Source organism: Terriglobus roseus DSM 18391 (genome assembly GCF_000265425.1).
Lineage (GTDB): Bacteria > Acidobacteriota > Terriglobia > Terriglobales > Acidobacteriaceae > Terriglobus > Terriglobus roseus.
In genome coordinates, this window is record NC_018014.1 from 1,322,140 (window position 1) to 1,338,230 (window position 16,091).

A 16,091-nucleotide genomic window follows, 5' to 3' on the forward strand; every position below is an offset into this window, starting at 1 on the left:
ATCCCCTGTTCCACTTTTGCGCATGAGCGGCCGAAGCCCGGCCAGCCCGTGCAGGACGGCACCTCCGAAACCTTCTACAGCGCCTTTGAAAATATTGACATCACAGTGGGCAGTGGCAATCCGGCCGCTGCCGGGATCCGCTTCCCTTACCCAGCAACCGGAAGTAGCGTTCCAGCACCGACGCTTCCTTTGCGAAGAAGGCCGGGTGAGTCAACTGCGATGTCTCGTAACTCAGTCCCGTGTAGTCCACGGGGATCCTCGCACCAGCCGCAGAAGCAACCGTGAGCGACACTGCGGCGGCCTCGGGAGCCATCGCGCGCATCATGCGTGAGTCGAGCAGCGTCACACCGCCGAGTGCTGCCATGCCCAGCAATACGCCCCGGCGGCTCACTGTTTCGGTGCTTCCATACTCATAGTCCAGCTGCTGGGGACGTTCCTTCGGCTCGGTCTTCGTGTTCACGTGGTCTCCTGCCCCTGTCTAGGGCGCGAAACCACTCTAGCCATGGAAACTGTCCGGGTCTCCAATCTAACGGCACCATACAGTCCAAGTGGTTTCTTAGCAGTGACTTGCGTGGACGTATCATACTGCCTTGAATCATGGAATTCCTGACGGAACGCAGGACGAAACGAGCGATACTAGTACGTGATGGTTCAGAAGCAGCCAATTCCAGCGGCGCAGATCAGCGAAGAAGATCGCCGTACGATCGACCGGTAATTAGAGAGACTCCTTGCTCACCCGCTGTTCCGGATGAGCAAACGCCTGGCTGCGTTTCTGACCTACGTGGTCCATGAATAGCTGACCCACTCCGACCTCCAGCCACCGAAGGAACGGACGCTCGGCATTGAAGTCTTTGGCCGGAAGCCTGACTGCGATACAAACGCCGATCCGATCGTGCGTGTGACCGCGACAGAACTCCGCAAGAAACTTGCGCAGTATTACTACGCGGACGGGCACGATGACGCCATTCGCATCGAGCTACCGCCCGGCAGCTACCTGCCAAAGTTTCACCGCTCCACCGACGTTCCGCCCATCGCAGAGCCGTCCGCTATTGTGTCCCCAGCATCGTTCCCGGAGAATTCGGACAGGCCATTGGCGGCGTTACCGGTGACAGAGAATTCGCCTCGCGCCGCAGCGACGCAACACGCAGCCACGTCTGCCGGAACGTGGCGACTCTCCGCGGTCGTACTTGCGGGTCTACTGGTCGCCGCTCTGCTCGGTTACCTTCCGCTCCTTGCGAAGCTCCGGCCTACACCGATTGCTCGCTTCTGGACATCCTTTGCCGGCCCCAACTCGCAGGTACGCATCGTGATGCCGGTGATCGGCACGGACTGGGTCTCGAGCGCGAAGCGCCCCAGCGACGTCTCGGTTTCACCGAATCTCTCCCTGGAAGACACGAATATCGCGGCGCGCGTTGCAGGCCAGCTTGAAAAGAGCGGTCTGCGCTATCTGATATCGCCCGCTCCGGAGGTCAACTTCGCCGAACTCCGTACTGGACCTGCGGTCCTGATCGGTGCGCTCGACAATGTCTGGACGTTGCAGCTGAGCAAGGATCTGCCCTTCGTCTTTCAGGAGAGCGCCGGCGGTCGCGTCGGAAGCATCCTCGAAAGCAAACCCGAAGGCAGAGCAAAGCCGCGTATCTGGTCGGTCGACATCACGACGCCCATCAACGAATCGGGCAGGACTACGGCATCGTAGCCCGCTACAGGAGCCCGCTGACAGGACAGCCCGTGATGGTCATCGCCGGTATCTCATCGCAGGGAACTCAAGCCGCAGGCGAAGTGGTCACAGTGGCTTCGTCTTTGGAGGCTGCTCTTCGCAGGGTCACGAACAGCGATAACTTTGAGGTCGTGATTCAAACCACGGCCGTAGAAGGACGAGCGGGCCCTCCCACAGTAATCGCAAGCAAGACATGGTGATCGAGCCAGTCGTCGCATCAGCGCAATGGCCCCTGTAAGTCGATTTTCTTCGCTGCTGAGACGCAAATCGGCTATACAGGAAAATCTATGAGGCGGTTGGCGCCCGCTTCGGATCATTACGCGCCCTAGTTACCAAAAGTGCTTGTTGAAAGAATCGAACAGGGCAATACTTCTCTTGCTGATTTTGTGCTGAGTTGGTCGTTTGCCAAAGTTAAAGTTTGCGGACTTTGGGACATCTATTAATGCTGTATGGCAGCCAATTTGAGGCGAAGGGAGGGGTGGACGGTGCAATCACATCGTGAGAGCCTCGCTGACCACTCTATGTGCCCTATCATCCTTGGATCAAGTGTCCGAGATACCCAGCCGGGCTGATTACCGTCACATCCTGACGAATATCTTCCGGAAAATCCCGCACATTACCAGTCACAAGCCATGCTCCAGAGATGTGGGCCAGGGTAAGGAATTGAATGTCGGCAGGATCCGGGCCTTGCCGCCAGCTGATACGTGGATCGGGAAGCTGAAGACTCTCTTCAATCAGGAACTCCAGCCAGAGCGGAGGGAAGCCATACCGAGCGAACTTGGGGCGTCTCGCAACTTCGCGATATTCCTCGATGATGCTTGGGCATGTAACGGTCTGTACTTGGCCCTCGAAGACCCAATCCATCAGGAGCCGCGCCGGCACGCCGTCAGGCTTGATTCCTGCAGACACGATCACGTTTGTATCGAAGACAGCCAGTCTCATCGGTCTTTATCGCTTACGCGTGGAACGCACCTGGCTGACTTCTTTTTCGATCTCTTCTTCGGGGAGGGGCGGTGCTGCGTTCGCGAGCTTCCAACTGTTTCGAAGACTCGCCTTGGCAATCGCGCGACGCAACTCACGATCTTCCGCGGCGACGTCGCCCATCACTGGTACTAGGAAGAACGTGGGACCGTCCTGACCAGAGAGCAGAATCGTCTCGCCAACGGGAACGGCTTGGAGTGCTTTCGTTCCCCTCGTTCGGAACTCTCGAAGTGAAATTTGACGCATCGGAATCCTCTGGATGTAGTGTAGCCAATACGGCTACGCATCTCAAGCACCGAAGCCGGTTCAACCTTTGACCAACCTGCTGGACTTGCCGTTCGTGCCGCGTGGGTACGAGGTCCAGCGTGGGGCCATTAGTGGGCCAATCTGGGGCCATTAAGGATTGCAGAACGTTGCATAAGCACGGTTACGTTCCAACCGATACCGCCTAAGTCGTTGAAAATGTGTAGCCCCGAAAACTCCTAAGGCGAAGGTCCTAGGTAGGGGTCCTCACACCTCACCTGATGGGAGGAGACTAAGCTCCGGCATCGCAGCTTCCGCAGCGCTCAGATCAGGGCTCATTGCAACTTGCCCTAGAAAGCTTCCCGTACTCGGGATGAGCTTGGGGACAGGTCGCTTCGAGAAAGAGGGACTGATCCGCCACAGTCAGTCCCAACGCCCACGTGAAAGTTGATGCCATTTTGATGCCAATCACCGGCCGGAATGCCGGTTTTTCCCGCCCCATTCGGCTTATAAGTCCTTTAGAATGTGCATCCGGCTACTTCTTGCACACCTTCACACGGTGGAAGTCGTAGGTTCGAATCCTGCTGTGCCCACCAATCCTTCCAACAAGTCAGCGTTGCCCCGGCGGACGGGCTTTGTTGCGTCCCTTGTTGGATCGCGCCGCGATGCTGTCTTGCCGTGGCGGTTTCCTGGCTGCGTGTCTCCGGAGACCTTAGGCCAGACGATTCAGCGTTCAGGGCGAGCTGCGATATCGGGCGCTTACTGTGTGGTCAACAAGCGCGGCAGTTTTTGCGATGTTTCGCGCTGCGATCCCATGGGCAGCGGTGTAGTGACCGCTTCGGGACAGGCGCTGTCCTATTTGGGACAGCATGCAACAACAGTGTTTACGCCATAAAACAAGCGCCATTTTGGCCCATCGGCAGGATTTTCATCAGCATGATGCTGGACTGCGATTGCGGTTTGAGCGCGGGTTGACGATCTGTCAGCAGGGATCGTGATGTTACCTATGGGACAGTTGTTCTGGCAAGGCCTGCAGAAACCTTGAATTTCAGGGGTGCCACTTTGGTAATTCGATTGCCTTGAGTGGAATGCATGAAGGTCCCACTCCAACGAATCACAAGCCTGCTGCAGCCGGATCGTTCCGACCTTTGGATCGTTGCGGCTTACTCCCTTGCCATTGGTCTGCTTACCCTGGCGCTGCCGGTCGCGTCTCAATCATTGATTAACACGGTCGCCTTCGGGACCGTGCTGCAACCGATCATTGTGCTGTCGCTGCTGCTCTTCGCGGCGCTGATGGCTGCGTCCGCTCTCCAGATCCTGCGTCATTGGCTGGTAGAAGTTCTTCAGCGGCGGATCTTTGTTCGTGTAACCGGCGATGCTGGTGACCGGCTGATCCATGCGCGCAGTTCTTTCTTCGACAACGTTCATGGACCGGAGCTGGTCAACCGGTTTCTTGATGTCGCCATTGTCCAGAAGAGTGTTGCTGTCCTGCTGATCGACGGTTTGACGATCCTGATGCAGACGGTTGCGGGGCTTCTGCTGCTGGCCGTGTATCACCCGTTGCTGCTGCTGTTCGACGCGGTGCTGTTTGCGATGATTCTGTTCATCCTGTTCGGCCTTGGACGCGGTGCTATCCGTACCAGCATTGCCGAGTCGCAGGCGAAATATGAAGTGCTCGCGTGGCTCGAAGAGCTTGCGCGTCATCCGAGTACCTTTCGTTCGTCGCAGGGCATGGACTTTGGCTGGACGCGAACAAATGCGCGCGCTGCCTATTACGTAGAGGAGCGCAAGTCTCACTTCCGCGTCGAGATGCGGCAGATCGTTGGATCACTCGCGCTGCAGGCGTTTGCGCTGTCGGCACTGCTGGGTTTTGGCGGCTACCTGGTGACGGTGGGGCAGCTTACGCTGGGCCAGTTGGTCGCGGGTGAGCTGGTGGTCGGCATGGTGGTTTATGGCTTCACGAAGCTGAATAAGTCACTCGAAAGTTTCTATGACCTTTCAGCCGCAGTGGACGAGCTTGGATACCTGGAAGATCTTCCCGTTGAGAGAGAGCTTGGCAGCCACGTGCTTGAGGCGAAGCCTGCAGCATCGGTGCAGCTTTCCGGCGTGGAGTACTGCTATGAGGCCGGCACGAATCTTTTGCGCGGACTCAATCTTTATGTGGGAGCCGGCGAGAAGGTGGCGGTGCAGGGTGCGCTTGGCTCTGGTAAGTCCACGTTGCTGGATTTGATTTCGTCCCTGCGGACACCGACTGCGGGACACATCGAGATCGATGGGCAGGACTATCGCGAGTTGCGGTTGGACAGCTTGCGAACACAGGTTGTCCTTGTTCGCCGGGCGGAGATCTTCGCGGGGACGCTGCTCGAGAACCTAACACTTGGCGCCGCGGTTGATAACAGGCAGATCCGCAACGTGTTGGAGCAGGTGGGTCTGCAGGCGGCGGTAATGGAGCTGCCGGATTCGACAGCGACTCGGCTAACGACCGGCGGTGCACCGCTAACCAGGACGCAGGCATTACGCCTGGTGGTGGCACGCGCGCTGCTGATGAAGCCCTCAGTCTTGCTGGTGGACGGCATTGTGGATGGCATGGAGGGGCTGCAGGCAAACGATCCGCTGGTGGTCACGCTGCTGGCGCCGGAGGCTCCCTGGACGCTGGTCCTGACCTCTGACAGGCCCGAGGTTTTGCAGCGCTGCGGACGAGTGTATCGCCTGTCGGGCGGCTCCCTTTACGAGATGAAACCCCAGCCTGGAAGTCAGGAGAATGCACAGTGACGACAGCGGTTAAAGAAGTATCTACAACGCGTAAGTTGTCGGCGATGGAGGCCTTGCGTACTCCGAATGCACTGCGAATGCTGGCGTTTGCGCTGGGTGGGATATTGCTGCTGGTGATTGCAGCCTTGTTTTCGCCCTGGCAGCAGAACATTGATGGTGCTGGTCGTGTGAGTGCGCTGACGCCGATCGAGCGGCAGCAATCCATCGATGCGACCGTCGATGGCCGCGTCGTGAAGTGGCACGTCATCGAAGGAACACATGTGACGAAGGGCAGCCCCGTGGTGGACATTGCGGATCTTGATCCGACGATGCCGGAGCGCTTGAAGCTTGAGAGGAGTGCTACCGCGGATCGCATCCGTGCCGCGACAGAACGTGATGCACAACTGGGCGGCCGAATCTCTGAGGTGGTCGCGCAGTTGGGGAATGATCTTGCTGCCGGTGATTTCCGCATTCAGCAGGCGTCGGATCGTGTGCAGGGTGCGGAGAGGGCGGTGGACTCCGCGCAGGCGAAGGAGATTGCAGCGAAGAAGAATGTCGATCGTGTGCGCGCGCTGTTTCCAAGCGGCGTGGTTTCGAAGCGCCAGGTCGAGGTTGCGGAAGCGGAATACAACGCAGCAGTTGCGGATCTTTCACGAAGCAGAGCTTCGTTGAATGAGAGCCGGAACAGCCAGCGAACGAGCGAGGCAGAGCGAGCACGTACGGCGAACGCCGGCCGTGCACTGATTCGGGATGCACGTGCGACGCAGCAGTCTGCGCGCGCGGAGATTGCAAGTGCGCAGGCAGCGCTGCAGCCTGTCGAGGTTCGTTTGAATCGGCAGTCGACACAGACGATCAAGGCGCCTGCGGATGGCACGATCTTCCGGCTGATGGCGCAGCCTGACAGCGCCGTGCTCAAGGCTGGCGAAGAGATTGCATCCTTCGTTCCCGACAATACGCTGCCGGTTGTGGAGCTGCTTGTGTCTGGCCGCGACATGCCTCTTATCAGCGTTGGACGGAAGGTACGTCTGCAGTTTGAAGGCTGGCCAGCCATTCAGTTTGCAGGTTGGCCATCGGTTGCTGTCGGTACGTTTGGCGGGCGAGTGCGGCTGGTGGATCCAACGGATAACGGCAGCGGCAAGTTTCGGTTGCTGGTAGAGCCGGATCCAGACGATGCTCCGTGGCCGAGTCTGCGTTACCTGCGGCAGGGCGTGCGAGTGCATGGATGGGTCTTGTTGAACCGTGTCACGCTGGGCTTTGAACTGTGGCGTTTGTTCAATGGTTTCGCGCCAGTCGTTGAGCCGGAGAAGGGCACGAAGGTAGCGGGGAAGAAGGCATGAAGAGTCGAGAAATCAAGTTTTACAAAGCTCTCCTAGTTTGCCTGTTGTTCTTTTCGGTGCATGGGATGGGGGCGCAAGTCTTGCAGCAGACGGATATCGAAGAGTCTGTTCGCAAGTCCTATCCACCGCTGCTGGCGGCTTTCCAGGAGATTAATCAGGCAAACGCAGATGCTCTTGCAGCGAAGGGTAAGTTCGATACGAAGCTGAAGGGGAAGGCCGAGAATAACTCTCTTGGTTATTACGAAAACCGTGTTGCAGACGTTAGCGTTGAGCAGCCGCTGCGGTGGGGAGGCGCCGATCTGTTTGGTGGCTGGCGCATCGGTCAGGGTACGTTCCCGGTGTACGAGGGTAAGTACGAGACTCGATCCGGCGGCGAGTATCGTGTAGGCGCACGCCTTCCACTGTTGCAGGACAGGAGCATTGATTCGCGACGTGCTGACTTGCAGAAGACTGCAATCGGTCAGCAGGCCGCGGGACTGTCGGTAGAACAGCAGAGACTTGCTATTATGAACAGCGCAATTCAGCGCTACTGGCTGTGGGTCGCAGCTGGCAACCGTCTCGCGATTGCGCGGGGCGTACTGCAAACTGCACAGAGCCGCCAGGCTTTGCTGGATCTCGGTGCTGATTCGGGTCAACTGCCTGCCATCGATGCTGTAGATAATCGGCGCGCTGTGCTGCAGCGTCAAGGTCAGGTCGTGGAAGCTACTCGAGCTTTGCAGGGTGCTGCGCTCGACTTGTCTCTTCTTTATCGCGATGCAGCGGGAGATCCGATCGTCCCTACGGAAAGCCAACTTCCTCCGGAGGTGACCCACAATCCAAGCCCCGATCCTATGGATGTGAATTCATCCGTTTCGTTGGCGTGGGAGAAGAGGCCAGATGCTCGTCGCGTCGCGACACAGCGGGCCTCTGCAGAGGTCGACTTAAAGGTGGCACGCAATCAGAAACTGCCTGACCTGGACCTGACTACAAGCTTCACCTCAGAACGAGGGACAAGCTCAACTGTCAGGCGAGGACCCCAGGAGTTTCGGGCTGGTGTTGTCTTTGAATTGCCACTACAGCGTCGCCAGGCAGAAGGGCGCATTCAGGCCGCACAGGCGAGGATTGTGCAATTCACAAAGCGCGAGCAATTTGCGAAGGACACCATCCGCGAAGAGGTGCAGGATGCGATCTCTGCATTGACCACTGCTTCGCAGCGCCTGCGAGTCGCGCAGGAAGAACTGAGTGTCACAAGGCAGCTGGAACAGGCCGAGCGCACAAAGTTCGAACTGGGCGAGGGCACGTTGTTCCTGCTGAACCTGCGGGAACAGGCGACCCTGGAATCGGCCGTGCGCAATGTTACTGCTCTCGCGGATCACCAGCGCGCTGTGGCTGCTTACCGTTACTCGATGGCTGATCTCTGATCGTCGAACGCTGCCAAGTCCACATGTTTAGGATCGCTATCTTCTAACCCATACGAAGAAGGATGAGTCATGAATCGTTTTGATAACAAGGTAATCATCATCACCAATGCGGATACGGGTATCGGTGCCGCTACGGCCAAGCGATTCATCTTAGAAGGTGCAAGTGTCGTGCTGAATGCGTGCCACAAAGAGTCGCTGAGGGAGATGACGAACGGTATCAGTGGGAGGCGCATACTTCTGCACGAAGGGAACGTCTCCGAGAGGGCGTACATCGAGCGGCTCGTTGAAGAGACGGTATCGCAATTTGGGCGGCTGGATGTCCTGATCAATAACATCCAGTCCGCTTCATCAAAACAAAATCACGGTGACACAACCGAGCGACTCCTCAAGATGACGGAGCAGCTGCACAAAGTGACGCCGAGCGATGTGGATTGCGTCTTTCAGGCGGTGCGTTCTGCATTACCTCACCTTTTGCACACCCGAGGAGCGGTGGTGAATGTGCTCTTCCCGCCTGAAGTTGGCATAGAGCAAGGTGGCAGTAGCTACAACAGTGCGAGGGGTGCTGTTAGCAGACTCACGCGCACCGTTGCCGGCGATCTCGCAGGCGAAGGCGTGCGAGTAAACGTTGTTAGCCCCCGGCTCACGTCGATGGTGCTTGCGGGCGACTTCGAGAACAGCGATTCGTTCTATCCGAAGTCAGGCGAGGTGGTATCTATCGGGCGAGGTGCGTCCGCAGAGGAAGTCGCTGGCGTGATTGCTTTTCTCGCGAGTGAAGATGCGTCTTTTGTGAATGGTATTGACCTGCCGGTTGACGGCGGATTTACCGCTGTTCACCGAGCCGCCACGGCGTAGCCGAAGTATCACTTGCATCGCGTTTCATGGCAGGAGCCTACCGTGGAGGTGGCTCCTGCGGTTTTTTGTGGCTGGTGCGCCCGTCAAAATGTGCCACGGCACGCCTTTTTAAAGTTCCTGTACAAGAGTCTTCCTGTGGCCCCTCCATGAGACCGCTCACCTGGAACGATGCTGCCCGAATTTGTAAAGTGCAGTGTTATCAACCAGCTTCCTCTCTGTGTGTAGCGCTCCCTTCTGTGCCGATCTTTTGCGTCTTCTTACTGCAGACACCCTATGTCTTGGGCAAGGCTCCATATTTCTGCCGCCTATGTCGATAGACAACCGATCGCACCGGCCTTTATCCTTCTCTACGCGTTCCCCCACCGGGATGTCCCGGTTTCAATTCCCCCAAACGCGGCATGTTGCTCATACGTCCTTGCGCCACGAAGCGCATGGATACGCGACTCCGCACTGAAGTTAATTCAAGAGGCCCCCCAAGATGATTTTTTCAAGAGCGCGCAGACCTGCGTTGATCTGCGCTCTAAGCACTACATTTCTCGTACCAGCCGCACACACACAGGGCGGTAATGCCGTGCTCAGCGGCACTGTGACTGATTCCACGGGCGCGGCGGTGCCGGGCGCACACGTTACTGCGACCAACATCGACACCAATCTTGTCCTGAAGTCTGATAGCAATGCATCAGGCTTGTATCGCTTTCCCACTTTGCCTCCCGGCAAATACACCATCACCACCGAGATGAAGGGCTTTCAGAAGGTTGAGCAGACCGGAGTCGTTCTTACGGTCTCGCAGCAGGCGACGCTTGACCTGAAGCTGCAGGTGGGAAGCGAAGGCGAAACAGTAAGTGTGAGCGCCGGTGCGGCTCTGCTGAACACGACGAATGCTGAGGTCAGCAACACTGTTGGCGAGCAGGCCATTCGCGAACTGCCATTGAATGGCCGCGACCCATCAAGCCTGGTGCTCCTGTCGCCGGGTGTGATCAATGTTCTGAACACGGGCGCAGGCACACTGCAGGGTGAGACCACGTTCCCGAATGAGTCTGGTGCCTCTGCCGGCGGCGGTCGACAGGGAAGCACGCTCTACCTTCTGGACGGCGTTCCGAACATGGACACGTACATGGCGCTCGCTGCACCCTCGCCGAATGCGGATGCGACGAGTGAGTTCCGAGTGATATCGAATAACTTCGACGCACACTACGGCTTCTCGCCGGGCGCAGTTGTGAGCATCGACACCAAAGGTGGCACCAATGCGCTGCACGGTGGTGCGTTTGGATTCCTGCGTAACAGCGCGCTTAACTCGGCTGATTATTTCTCGAAGCAGGTTGACCCGTTGAAGCGGACGCAGTTTGGTGGATTCCTTGGCGGACCAGTCAAGCGGAATCGCCTGTTCTTCTTCGGCAATTACCAGGGCACCCGGCAGTCGAGCACGTCGACGGCAAACAGCACGAATACGCCGACGGCCGCCATGCTGAACGGCGACTTCTCGGCCTATCCGAAGGCGCTGACAGGCGGCTTCGTCAACAATCGCATCAACCCGGCGCTGTTCAACGCTGCATCCGTGCGTATTGCAAGGACGGCGCTGCCGCTGGGTCAGGACCCTGCGAGCGGACTGGTTTACTACACCACGCCGAAGTCGATTGAGAAATACGACGAAGGCACCGGCCGCATCGACTTCACGCCGACTGACAAGCAGCGCATTACGCTGCGTAGCTTTATCCAGTATTACAACCGCGCAGAGTCATCAACGCCGGGCAATATCCTGGCTATCACACCCGGCAAGCAGGGTAAGTTCTTCAACGAAGTGTTGAATCATACCTGGACGATTACGCCCAGCTTTGTGAATGCATTGTCCCTCTTCTGGAACCAGATGCATGTCTACAACGCCGGCACGCAGCGTGACAGTGCAGGCAATGCATTCTGCCTTTCGAAGTTCATCAATGTCAGCGATCCAACGGGAACCTGCTACTCCGAGGGGCTTAGCGCGGACGGTGGATTTAGCACGCCTTACTCCGAATATACGGGCGAGATGCGTCGTTCGTGGGGTTTCTCGGACTCGATCACGAAGATCGCTGGAAATCACACGCTGTCGGCTGGTGTGGATCTTTGGCATCAGCGTGCGCGTGAAGAGACGTTCTATCCTGCGGCTCCGATCGTGAACTTCAACGGCTACTCGACTGGCCTGGGACTTGCGGACTTCCTGCTGGGTCGCGTGAACACTTACACGCAGGGTGCAGGCGAGATCGCGGATGTTACCGGTAACCTGTTCGGTGTGTTTGCACAGGATCAGTACAAGGTGCGGCCGAACCTTACCTTGACGCTCGGCGTCCGCTGGGATCCGAATCTGGCACCGGCTTCGCGTGACGGCCGCGGCGTTGTTTACTCGCCGGGGCAGAAGAGCACGAAGTTCCCCAATGCTCCGGTTGGTTTGCTCTTCCCGGGCGATGCGAATACGCCGAATAGCCTGGCACAGAATACGTACGGCTACTTCGAACCACGAGTTGCCGTTGCGTATCAGGCGTCACCACGTACGGCCTTCCGCGCAGGCTTCGGCATGTTCACAGCGCCGCTGCCGTATTCCGCTTATAACCATGTGGCAAACGTGACGCCCTTCGCGCCGACGTTTGTGCTCAATGGCAGCGCTACGAACCCGATCGACTTCTCCAATCCCTGGGCAGGTTTCGCCTCTACCGGCGGCGTCAGCCCCTTTCCTCCTTTCTCCTATGGTGCTTCGGCTCCGGCAGCAAATACTGCTTTCCCGGCGCAGACAACTGTTCCTGCAGCTTTCCGTCCTGGCTTCAAGCTCGGCATGACACAGAGCTGGAACGCTTCGGTTGAGCAACAGGTCACGAACGACATCGTCTTCCACCTGGCGTATGTCGGTAGCCAGAGCTATCACCAGACACTGATCATTGATGCGAACCCGGGACAGGTTACCGGTCCAGCTCGCGGCACCCGCGCTCAAAACAACTTTGGTCAGATCCTCACCATCAACAGCAACGGCGTCAGCAGTTACCACTCGCTGCAGGCGCAGTTTGAAAAGCGCTTTTCGCATGGTTTCCAGGTACAGAGCAGCTTCACGTGGTCCAAGAACATCGACATTGCCGCATCGGGTAATGCTTCGTTCACGGGCAACGGCGTCGGCAATCCGTATGACCTGCGCTTTAACCGTGGTCTGTCCGATCTGAACTATCCTCTTGTCTCGGTGACGAACGCGGTTTACACCACTCCCGCTCTGAAGAGCTGGAATGGTTTTGCGCGCAGCATCCTTGGTGAGTGGGAGATCTCAGCCATCTACACGCTGCAGTCGGGACGTCCGTTCAGCATCGTGGGCGGTAACGGCAACAACAACTCTGGAGCGCTGGTCTACGGCGATCGGGCTGACTTCACGGGTGCTGCTGTGCGAGCAGGCCAGGGAAGCAAGCAACAACGTCTGACCCAGTACTTCAACACCGCAGCCTTCCGTACGAATGCGGTTGGTACTTTCGGTAATACGGGTCGCAATCTGTTGCAGGGACCCGCTATCAATTACAGCGATGCGGCGGTCATGAAGAATTGGACCGCAGCGGAGCGCTACAAGCTGCAGTTCCGCTGGGAGCTGTTTAACGCCTTCAACCATACGAACTTCGCAGTGCCGCAGAACAACCCATCAAGCGGCAACTTCGGTGCGATCACCGCGACTGGCCCTGTACGGCCGCGTGTGATGCAGGCTGGTCTGAAGCTGACGTTCTAAGTCACATGTTGGAATGAGACCGCTGCCATCCCTTCGTGGATGGCAGCGTTTCTTTTTGCCGCAGGGGTTCGGCCGCATACGAGAGCCTGAGCCGGGCATGGTCATAGATCGACGCGGGCCAAAACGCTTCCCGGGGAGCGGAGTGTTGCTCAGGCTGCGGTGACGTAGTTCTCCCGGATGGCGTATCGCACGAGATCGGCGATCGTCGCGATGCGCAGCTTGCGATAGATGTTCAGCCTGTGGGTTTCCACGGTGCGCGTACTTATGTCCAGGGTCACGGCCGCTTCTTTGCTGCTGAGGCCTTTTGCGAGCAGGGTCAGGATCTCTCGTTCGCGTTGCGTCAGGGGATCTGCCGTTGGAATCTGTGCAGGACGCAGGTACCCTTTGCGCATCATCTCAAGTGCCGCGGTGTGGAAATAGAGTTGGCCATCCATGACGCTTCGCAGTGCCTGTCCCAGATAGATATCGGCTTCGCCCTTCAGGACATAGCCGTGCGCTCCACATTCGACGATCTGGCGGAGCGTGCCCTCTGAGTCATGCATCGTAAGGATGATGATCCGGGTTGACGGCGCTGTCGTTGCGACGGCCCGCGCAACTTCCGGACCAGTCATGACCGGCATGCTGAGATCGAGGATGGCTACGTCCGGTTGCAATGCGTTGATGTGGTTTACTGCCTCATCACCTTGTGAGGCCTCAGCGAGGATGGTGCAATCCTGATAGCCAGATATCAGATCACGGATACCCCGGCGCATCAGGGCATGGTCGTCTGCCACTACGAGGCGCATCGTGTCTCCTGTGTAAACGGCACAGTCGCTCGTAGCTGCATACCGGCGGCCGTGGTGGTGACGCGCAGCGTACCCCCGAACTCTGCCAGTCTTTCGCGCATGCTGTTGATGCCTACGCCGCTCGACAGTAGAGACGATGCGGAGGTTTGCAACGCTTCCACGTGATTTACAAGGGTTAGCTTGAGCACGCTGCCCTCCATCCGAAGGCCGAGTGCAATCGCCGATCCCCTTGCATGCCGCAGGACATTCGCGAGACCCTCTTGGATCAGGCGATACAGAGCGGACTCTAAGTCGATGGGGAGCCGATGCAGGAACGGCTCTAACTCCAGGCAGACTTTCATGCCGCTGCGCCGTTCGAAGCCTTCTGTCAGCCATAGGATTGCACTGTGAAGGTCCGCCTCGCCGAGCTGTGGCGGGTGCATGAGGAACGATGCAGAGCGGATCTGGCTGATGCACGAATCGGCGATGTCGCTTGTCTCGCCCAGAAGCTTTTCTATCTTGGGATCCAGCATCGTCTGCGCCGATAGCTTGCGGAGATTCCAGGTCAGAAGAGTCAGTTCCTGCGACAGGGAGTCGTGAAGGTCTCGCGCGAAGCGGCGTCGCTCTTCATCCCGAATCGTGTTCAACCGTGTCGTCATCTGCTCCATGGCTGCGGTGAGTTCCATGCGCTCGGTGACATCCTGGTAGAGTCCGTAGACTCCCACTACCTGCTCATCCACGATGAGCGGCACTCCATGGAGATCGACGTCGATGATGAGGCCATCTTTCCTTCGACGCTTCGTCAGAGTGTGTACCTTTTCCCCGGCAAGAACACGCTCTGTCAGCTGCGCAGCCTCCAGCATGAAGTCAGGCCCGGCGATCATGGAATCGATGGCCCAAGTCCTGAGTTCCGCCGCGTCGAACTGGAAGAGTCTTTCGAAGGCTCCGTTGCAGAGCTGGAATTTGTGCCGGCTGTCCAACACGATGATTGCGATGGGATTGTGTTCGATCAATGCGTGGAGATAAGTCGTTGAGACGCGATCGCCCAGGGCCAGAGCTGCGCCCTGTCTACAAAGGGAAGAAGTCATATCGCCTCCACTGGCGTGGTAGTCGTAGTTAGACAACTTAGCTTACTTAAAGGTTGAGGTTTGAGTTTAAGGCCAGACGTAAAAACTCTCAAGCAGAAACGGCAGACACCCTGGTGTCTGCCGCCTATTGGAAGTCCGCACGGGCTACTTGGCTGTGAAGATCTTCTTGGGGCACATGGCATGCACGCCGACATTGCCGTCGACGAGCTGCGTGATGTCCAGGTCCACCGCCACGCTCGAGAGCATGTAGGCATCGTCACGCGTCATGTGCTTGGTTTCGACGAGGAAGTCGATCATGTCACGCAGGGCGTGCTCGGTCGCCTCTTTCAGATCCGGGCTAAAACCCATGGAGATGTAGTAGTCCGGCGTCTCTGCACGCGGCCAGGACAGCGCCTGTTTCTTATGCACGATGAATTTGAACGTGCCGGTCAGGTACGTTTCCAGCGCCGTGATGTCTACCTCGCCGTTGCCTTGTCCGGCGTGTCCGTCTCCTGCTTCAAAGAGTGCGCCCTTCGCAGCTACGGGAATGTAGAGCGTGGTTCCGGCGACGAGTTCTTTGTTGTCCATGTTGCCTGCATGCGCGAATGGTGGCGCTGAATCGATCTTGCCGCCGGCGGGGGCGACTCCCATGCTGCCGAAGAATGGGTGCAACGGGATGTCGATACCTGGCGCGAAATGACCGATCATCTTTGCTCGGTCCAAGGGGACGATGCGGCTGCGGCTGTAGGGAAACTCCATCGGCAAAAAGCCGCGATGCAGGCCGAAACCGTTGCAGGCAAAGTTGGCATCGATATCAATCTTGAGGATCTGGACTTCCAGAACGTCGCCGGGTTCGGCCTCTTCAATCGCGACGGGGCCCGTCAAGATGTGGCCGCCTGGGCCCTTGTCCTTTACCTCGTTGTAGATTGCGTCGGTGTAGGCCGGGATGTCTTCTGGCTTGACGCCGCCTTTGATCATGCGTTCCCGCGGGCCGCAGGTGGACAACGTCTGCATCATGACGGTGTCGCCCGACTTAACGGTCAAGGCCGGCTTGGCCATGCCGGAGTAATACCCCCATGCCACCGTGTTGGGTGTTGCAAGCAAAGTATGTTGCTGCTGAGCGCCGGAGAAGAGGGCGCTGCCGATCATGACACCGGACACGAGAAGTGCGCGAAACATGGGAGTCCTTTCCTGAGCAACGAGGAGGTTGTGGTTGTGTTGCGATTATGCGGTATTCCCCTATCGTTGTGCC

Annotated in this window: 12 protein-coding genes; 6 read left to right on the forward strand and 6 right to left on the reverse strand. The window is 57.9% G+C overall.

Translation table 11 applies throughout. The features are described 5' to 3' along the window. Window positions 1-100: 100 nt before the first annotated feature. The gene (locus TERRO_RS05690; RefSeq protein ID WP_041592468.1) at window positions 101-460 is read right to left on the reverse strand and encodes a hypothetical protein; all 360 of its coding nucleotides are present in this window, start codon (window positions 458-460) and stop codon (window positions 101-103) included. Between the two features lie 438 nt (window positions 461-898). Between TERRO_RS05690 and TERRO_RS05695 the strand changes: the two genes are divergently transcribed. Further along, window positions 899-1,696, forward strand: a complete 798-nt coding sequence (locus TERRO_RS05695; RefSeq protein ID WP_157178263.1) for a hypothetical protein — start codon at window positions 899-901, stop codon at window positions 1,694-1,696. Between the two features lie 552 nt (window positions 1,697-2,248). Here the strand turns inward: TERRO_RS05695 and TERRO_RS05700 are convergent. Next, entirely contained in the window at window positions 2,249-2,659 is a 411-nt protein-coding gene (locus TERRO_RS05700) for a putative toxin-antitoxin system toxin component, PIN family (RefSeq protein ID WP_014785044.1), read from the reverse strand. A 6-nt stretch (window positions 2,660-2,665) separates the two neighbouring features. Then, entirely contained in the window at window positions 2,666-2,944 is a 279-nt protein-coding gene (locus tag TERRO_RS05705; RefSeq protein ID WP_014785045.1) for a hypothetical protein, read from the reverse strand. Window positions 2,945-4,033: 1,089 nt separating this feature from the next. Between TERRO_RS05705 and TERRO_RS05710 the strand changes: the two genes are divergently transcribed. The 5 genes from TERRO_RS05710 to TERRO_RS05730 all read left to right on the forward strand — a co-directional run bounded on the left by TERRO_RS05710 (window position 4,034) and on the right by TERRO_RS05730 (window position 13,008). Next, on the forward strand, window positions 4,034-5,713 hold the full coding sequence (locus TERRO_RS05710) for a peptidase domain-containing ABC transporter (RefSeq protein ID WP_014785046.1): 1,680 nt from the start codon (window positions 4,034-4,036) through the stop codon (window positions 5,711-5,713). A 53-nt stretch (window positions 5,714-5,766) separates the two neighbouring features. Next, complete coding sequence (locus TERRO_RS05715; protein ID WP_157178264.1) at window positions 5,767-7,029, forward strand: HlyD family secretion protein; 1,263 nt, start codon at window positions 5,767-5,769, stop codon at window positions 7,027-7,029. A 65-nt stretch (window positions 7,030-7,094) separates the two neighbouring features. Continuing rightward, window positions 7,095-8,429, forward strand: coding sequence for a TolC family protein (locus tag TERRO_RS05720; RefSeq protein WP_169315281.1), 1,335 nt, complete (start codon window positions 7,095-7,097; stop codon window positions 8,427-8,429). Between the two features lie 69 nt (window positions 8,430-8,498). Continuing rightward, complete coding sequence (locus TERRO_RS05725) at window positions 8,499-9,281, forward strand: SDR family NAD(P)-dependent oxidoreductase (RefSeq protein ID WP_014785049.1); 783 nt, start codon at window positions 8,499-8,501, stop codon at window positions 9,279-9,281. 478 nt (window positions 9,282-9,759) lie between these two features. Beyond that, window positions 9,760-13,008 (forward strand): TonB-dependent receptor, encoded by a 3,249-nt coding sequence (locus TERRO_RS05730; protein WP_014785050.1) that lies wholly within the window; start codon window positions 9,760-9,762, stop codon window positions 13,006-13,008. 149 nt (window positions 13,009-13,157) lie between these two features. Here TERRO_RS05730 and TERRO_RS23390 read toward each other — a convergent pair whose 3' ends face one another. The 3 genes from TERRO_RS23390 to TERRO_RS05745 form a co-directional block, all read right to left on the reverse strand. Next, the gene (locus TERRO_RS23390; RefSeq protein ID WP_014785051.1) at window positions 13,158-13,793 is read right to left on the reverse strand and encodes a response regulator; all 636 of its coding nucleotides are present in this window, start codon (window positions 13,791-13,793) and stop codon (window positions 13,158-13,160) included. After that, a complete protein-coding gene (locus tag TERRO_RS05740) occupies window positions 13,781-14,860 on the reverse strand; it encodes a PAS domain-containing sensor histidine kinase (RefSeq protein WP_014785052.1) in 1,080 nt (359 codons plus the stop codon). The genes TERRO_RS23390 and TERRO_RS05740 overlap by 13 nt, the downstream gene beginning before the upstream one ends. A gap of 144 nt (window positions 14,861-15,004) precedes the next feature. Continuing rightward, window positions 15,005-16,018, reverse strand: a complete 1,014-nt coding sequence (locus tag TERRO_RS05745; protein ID WP_014785053.1) for an acetamidase/formamidase family protein — start codon at window positions 16,016-16,018, stop codon at window positions 15,005-15,007. Window positions 16,019-16,091 lie beyond the last annotated feature (73 nt).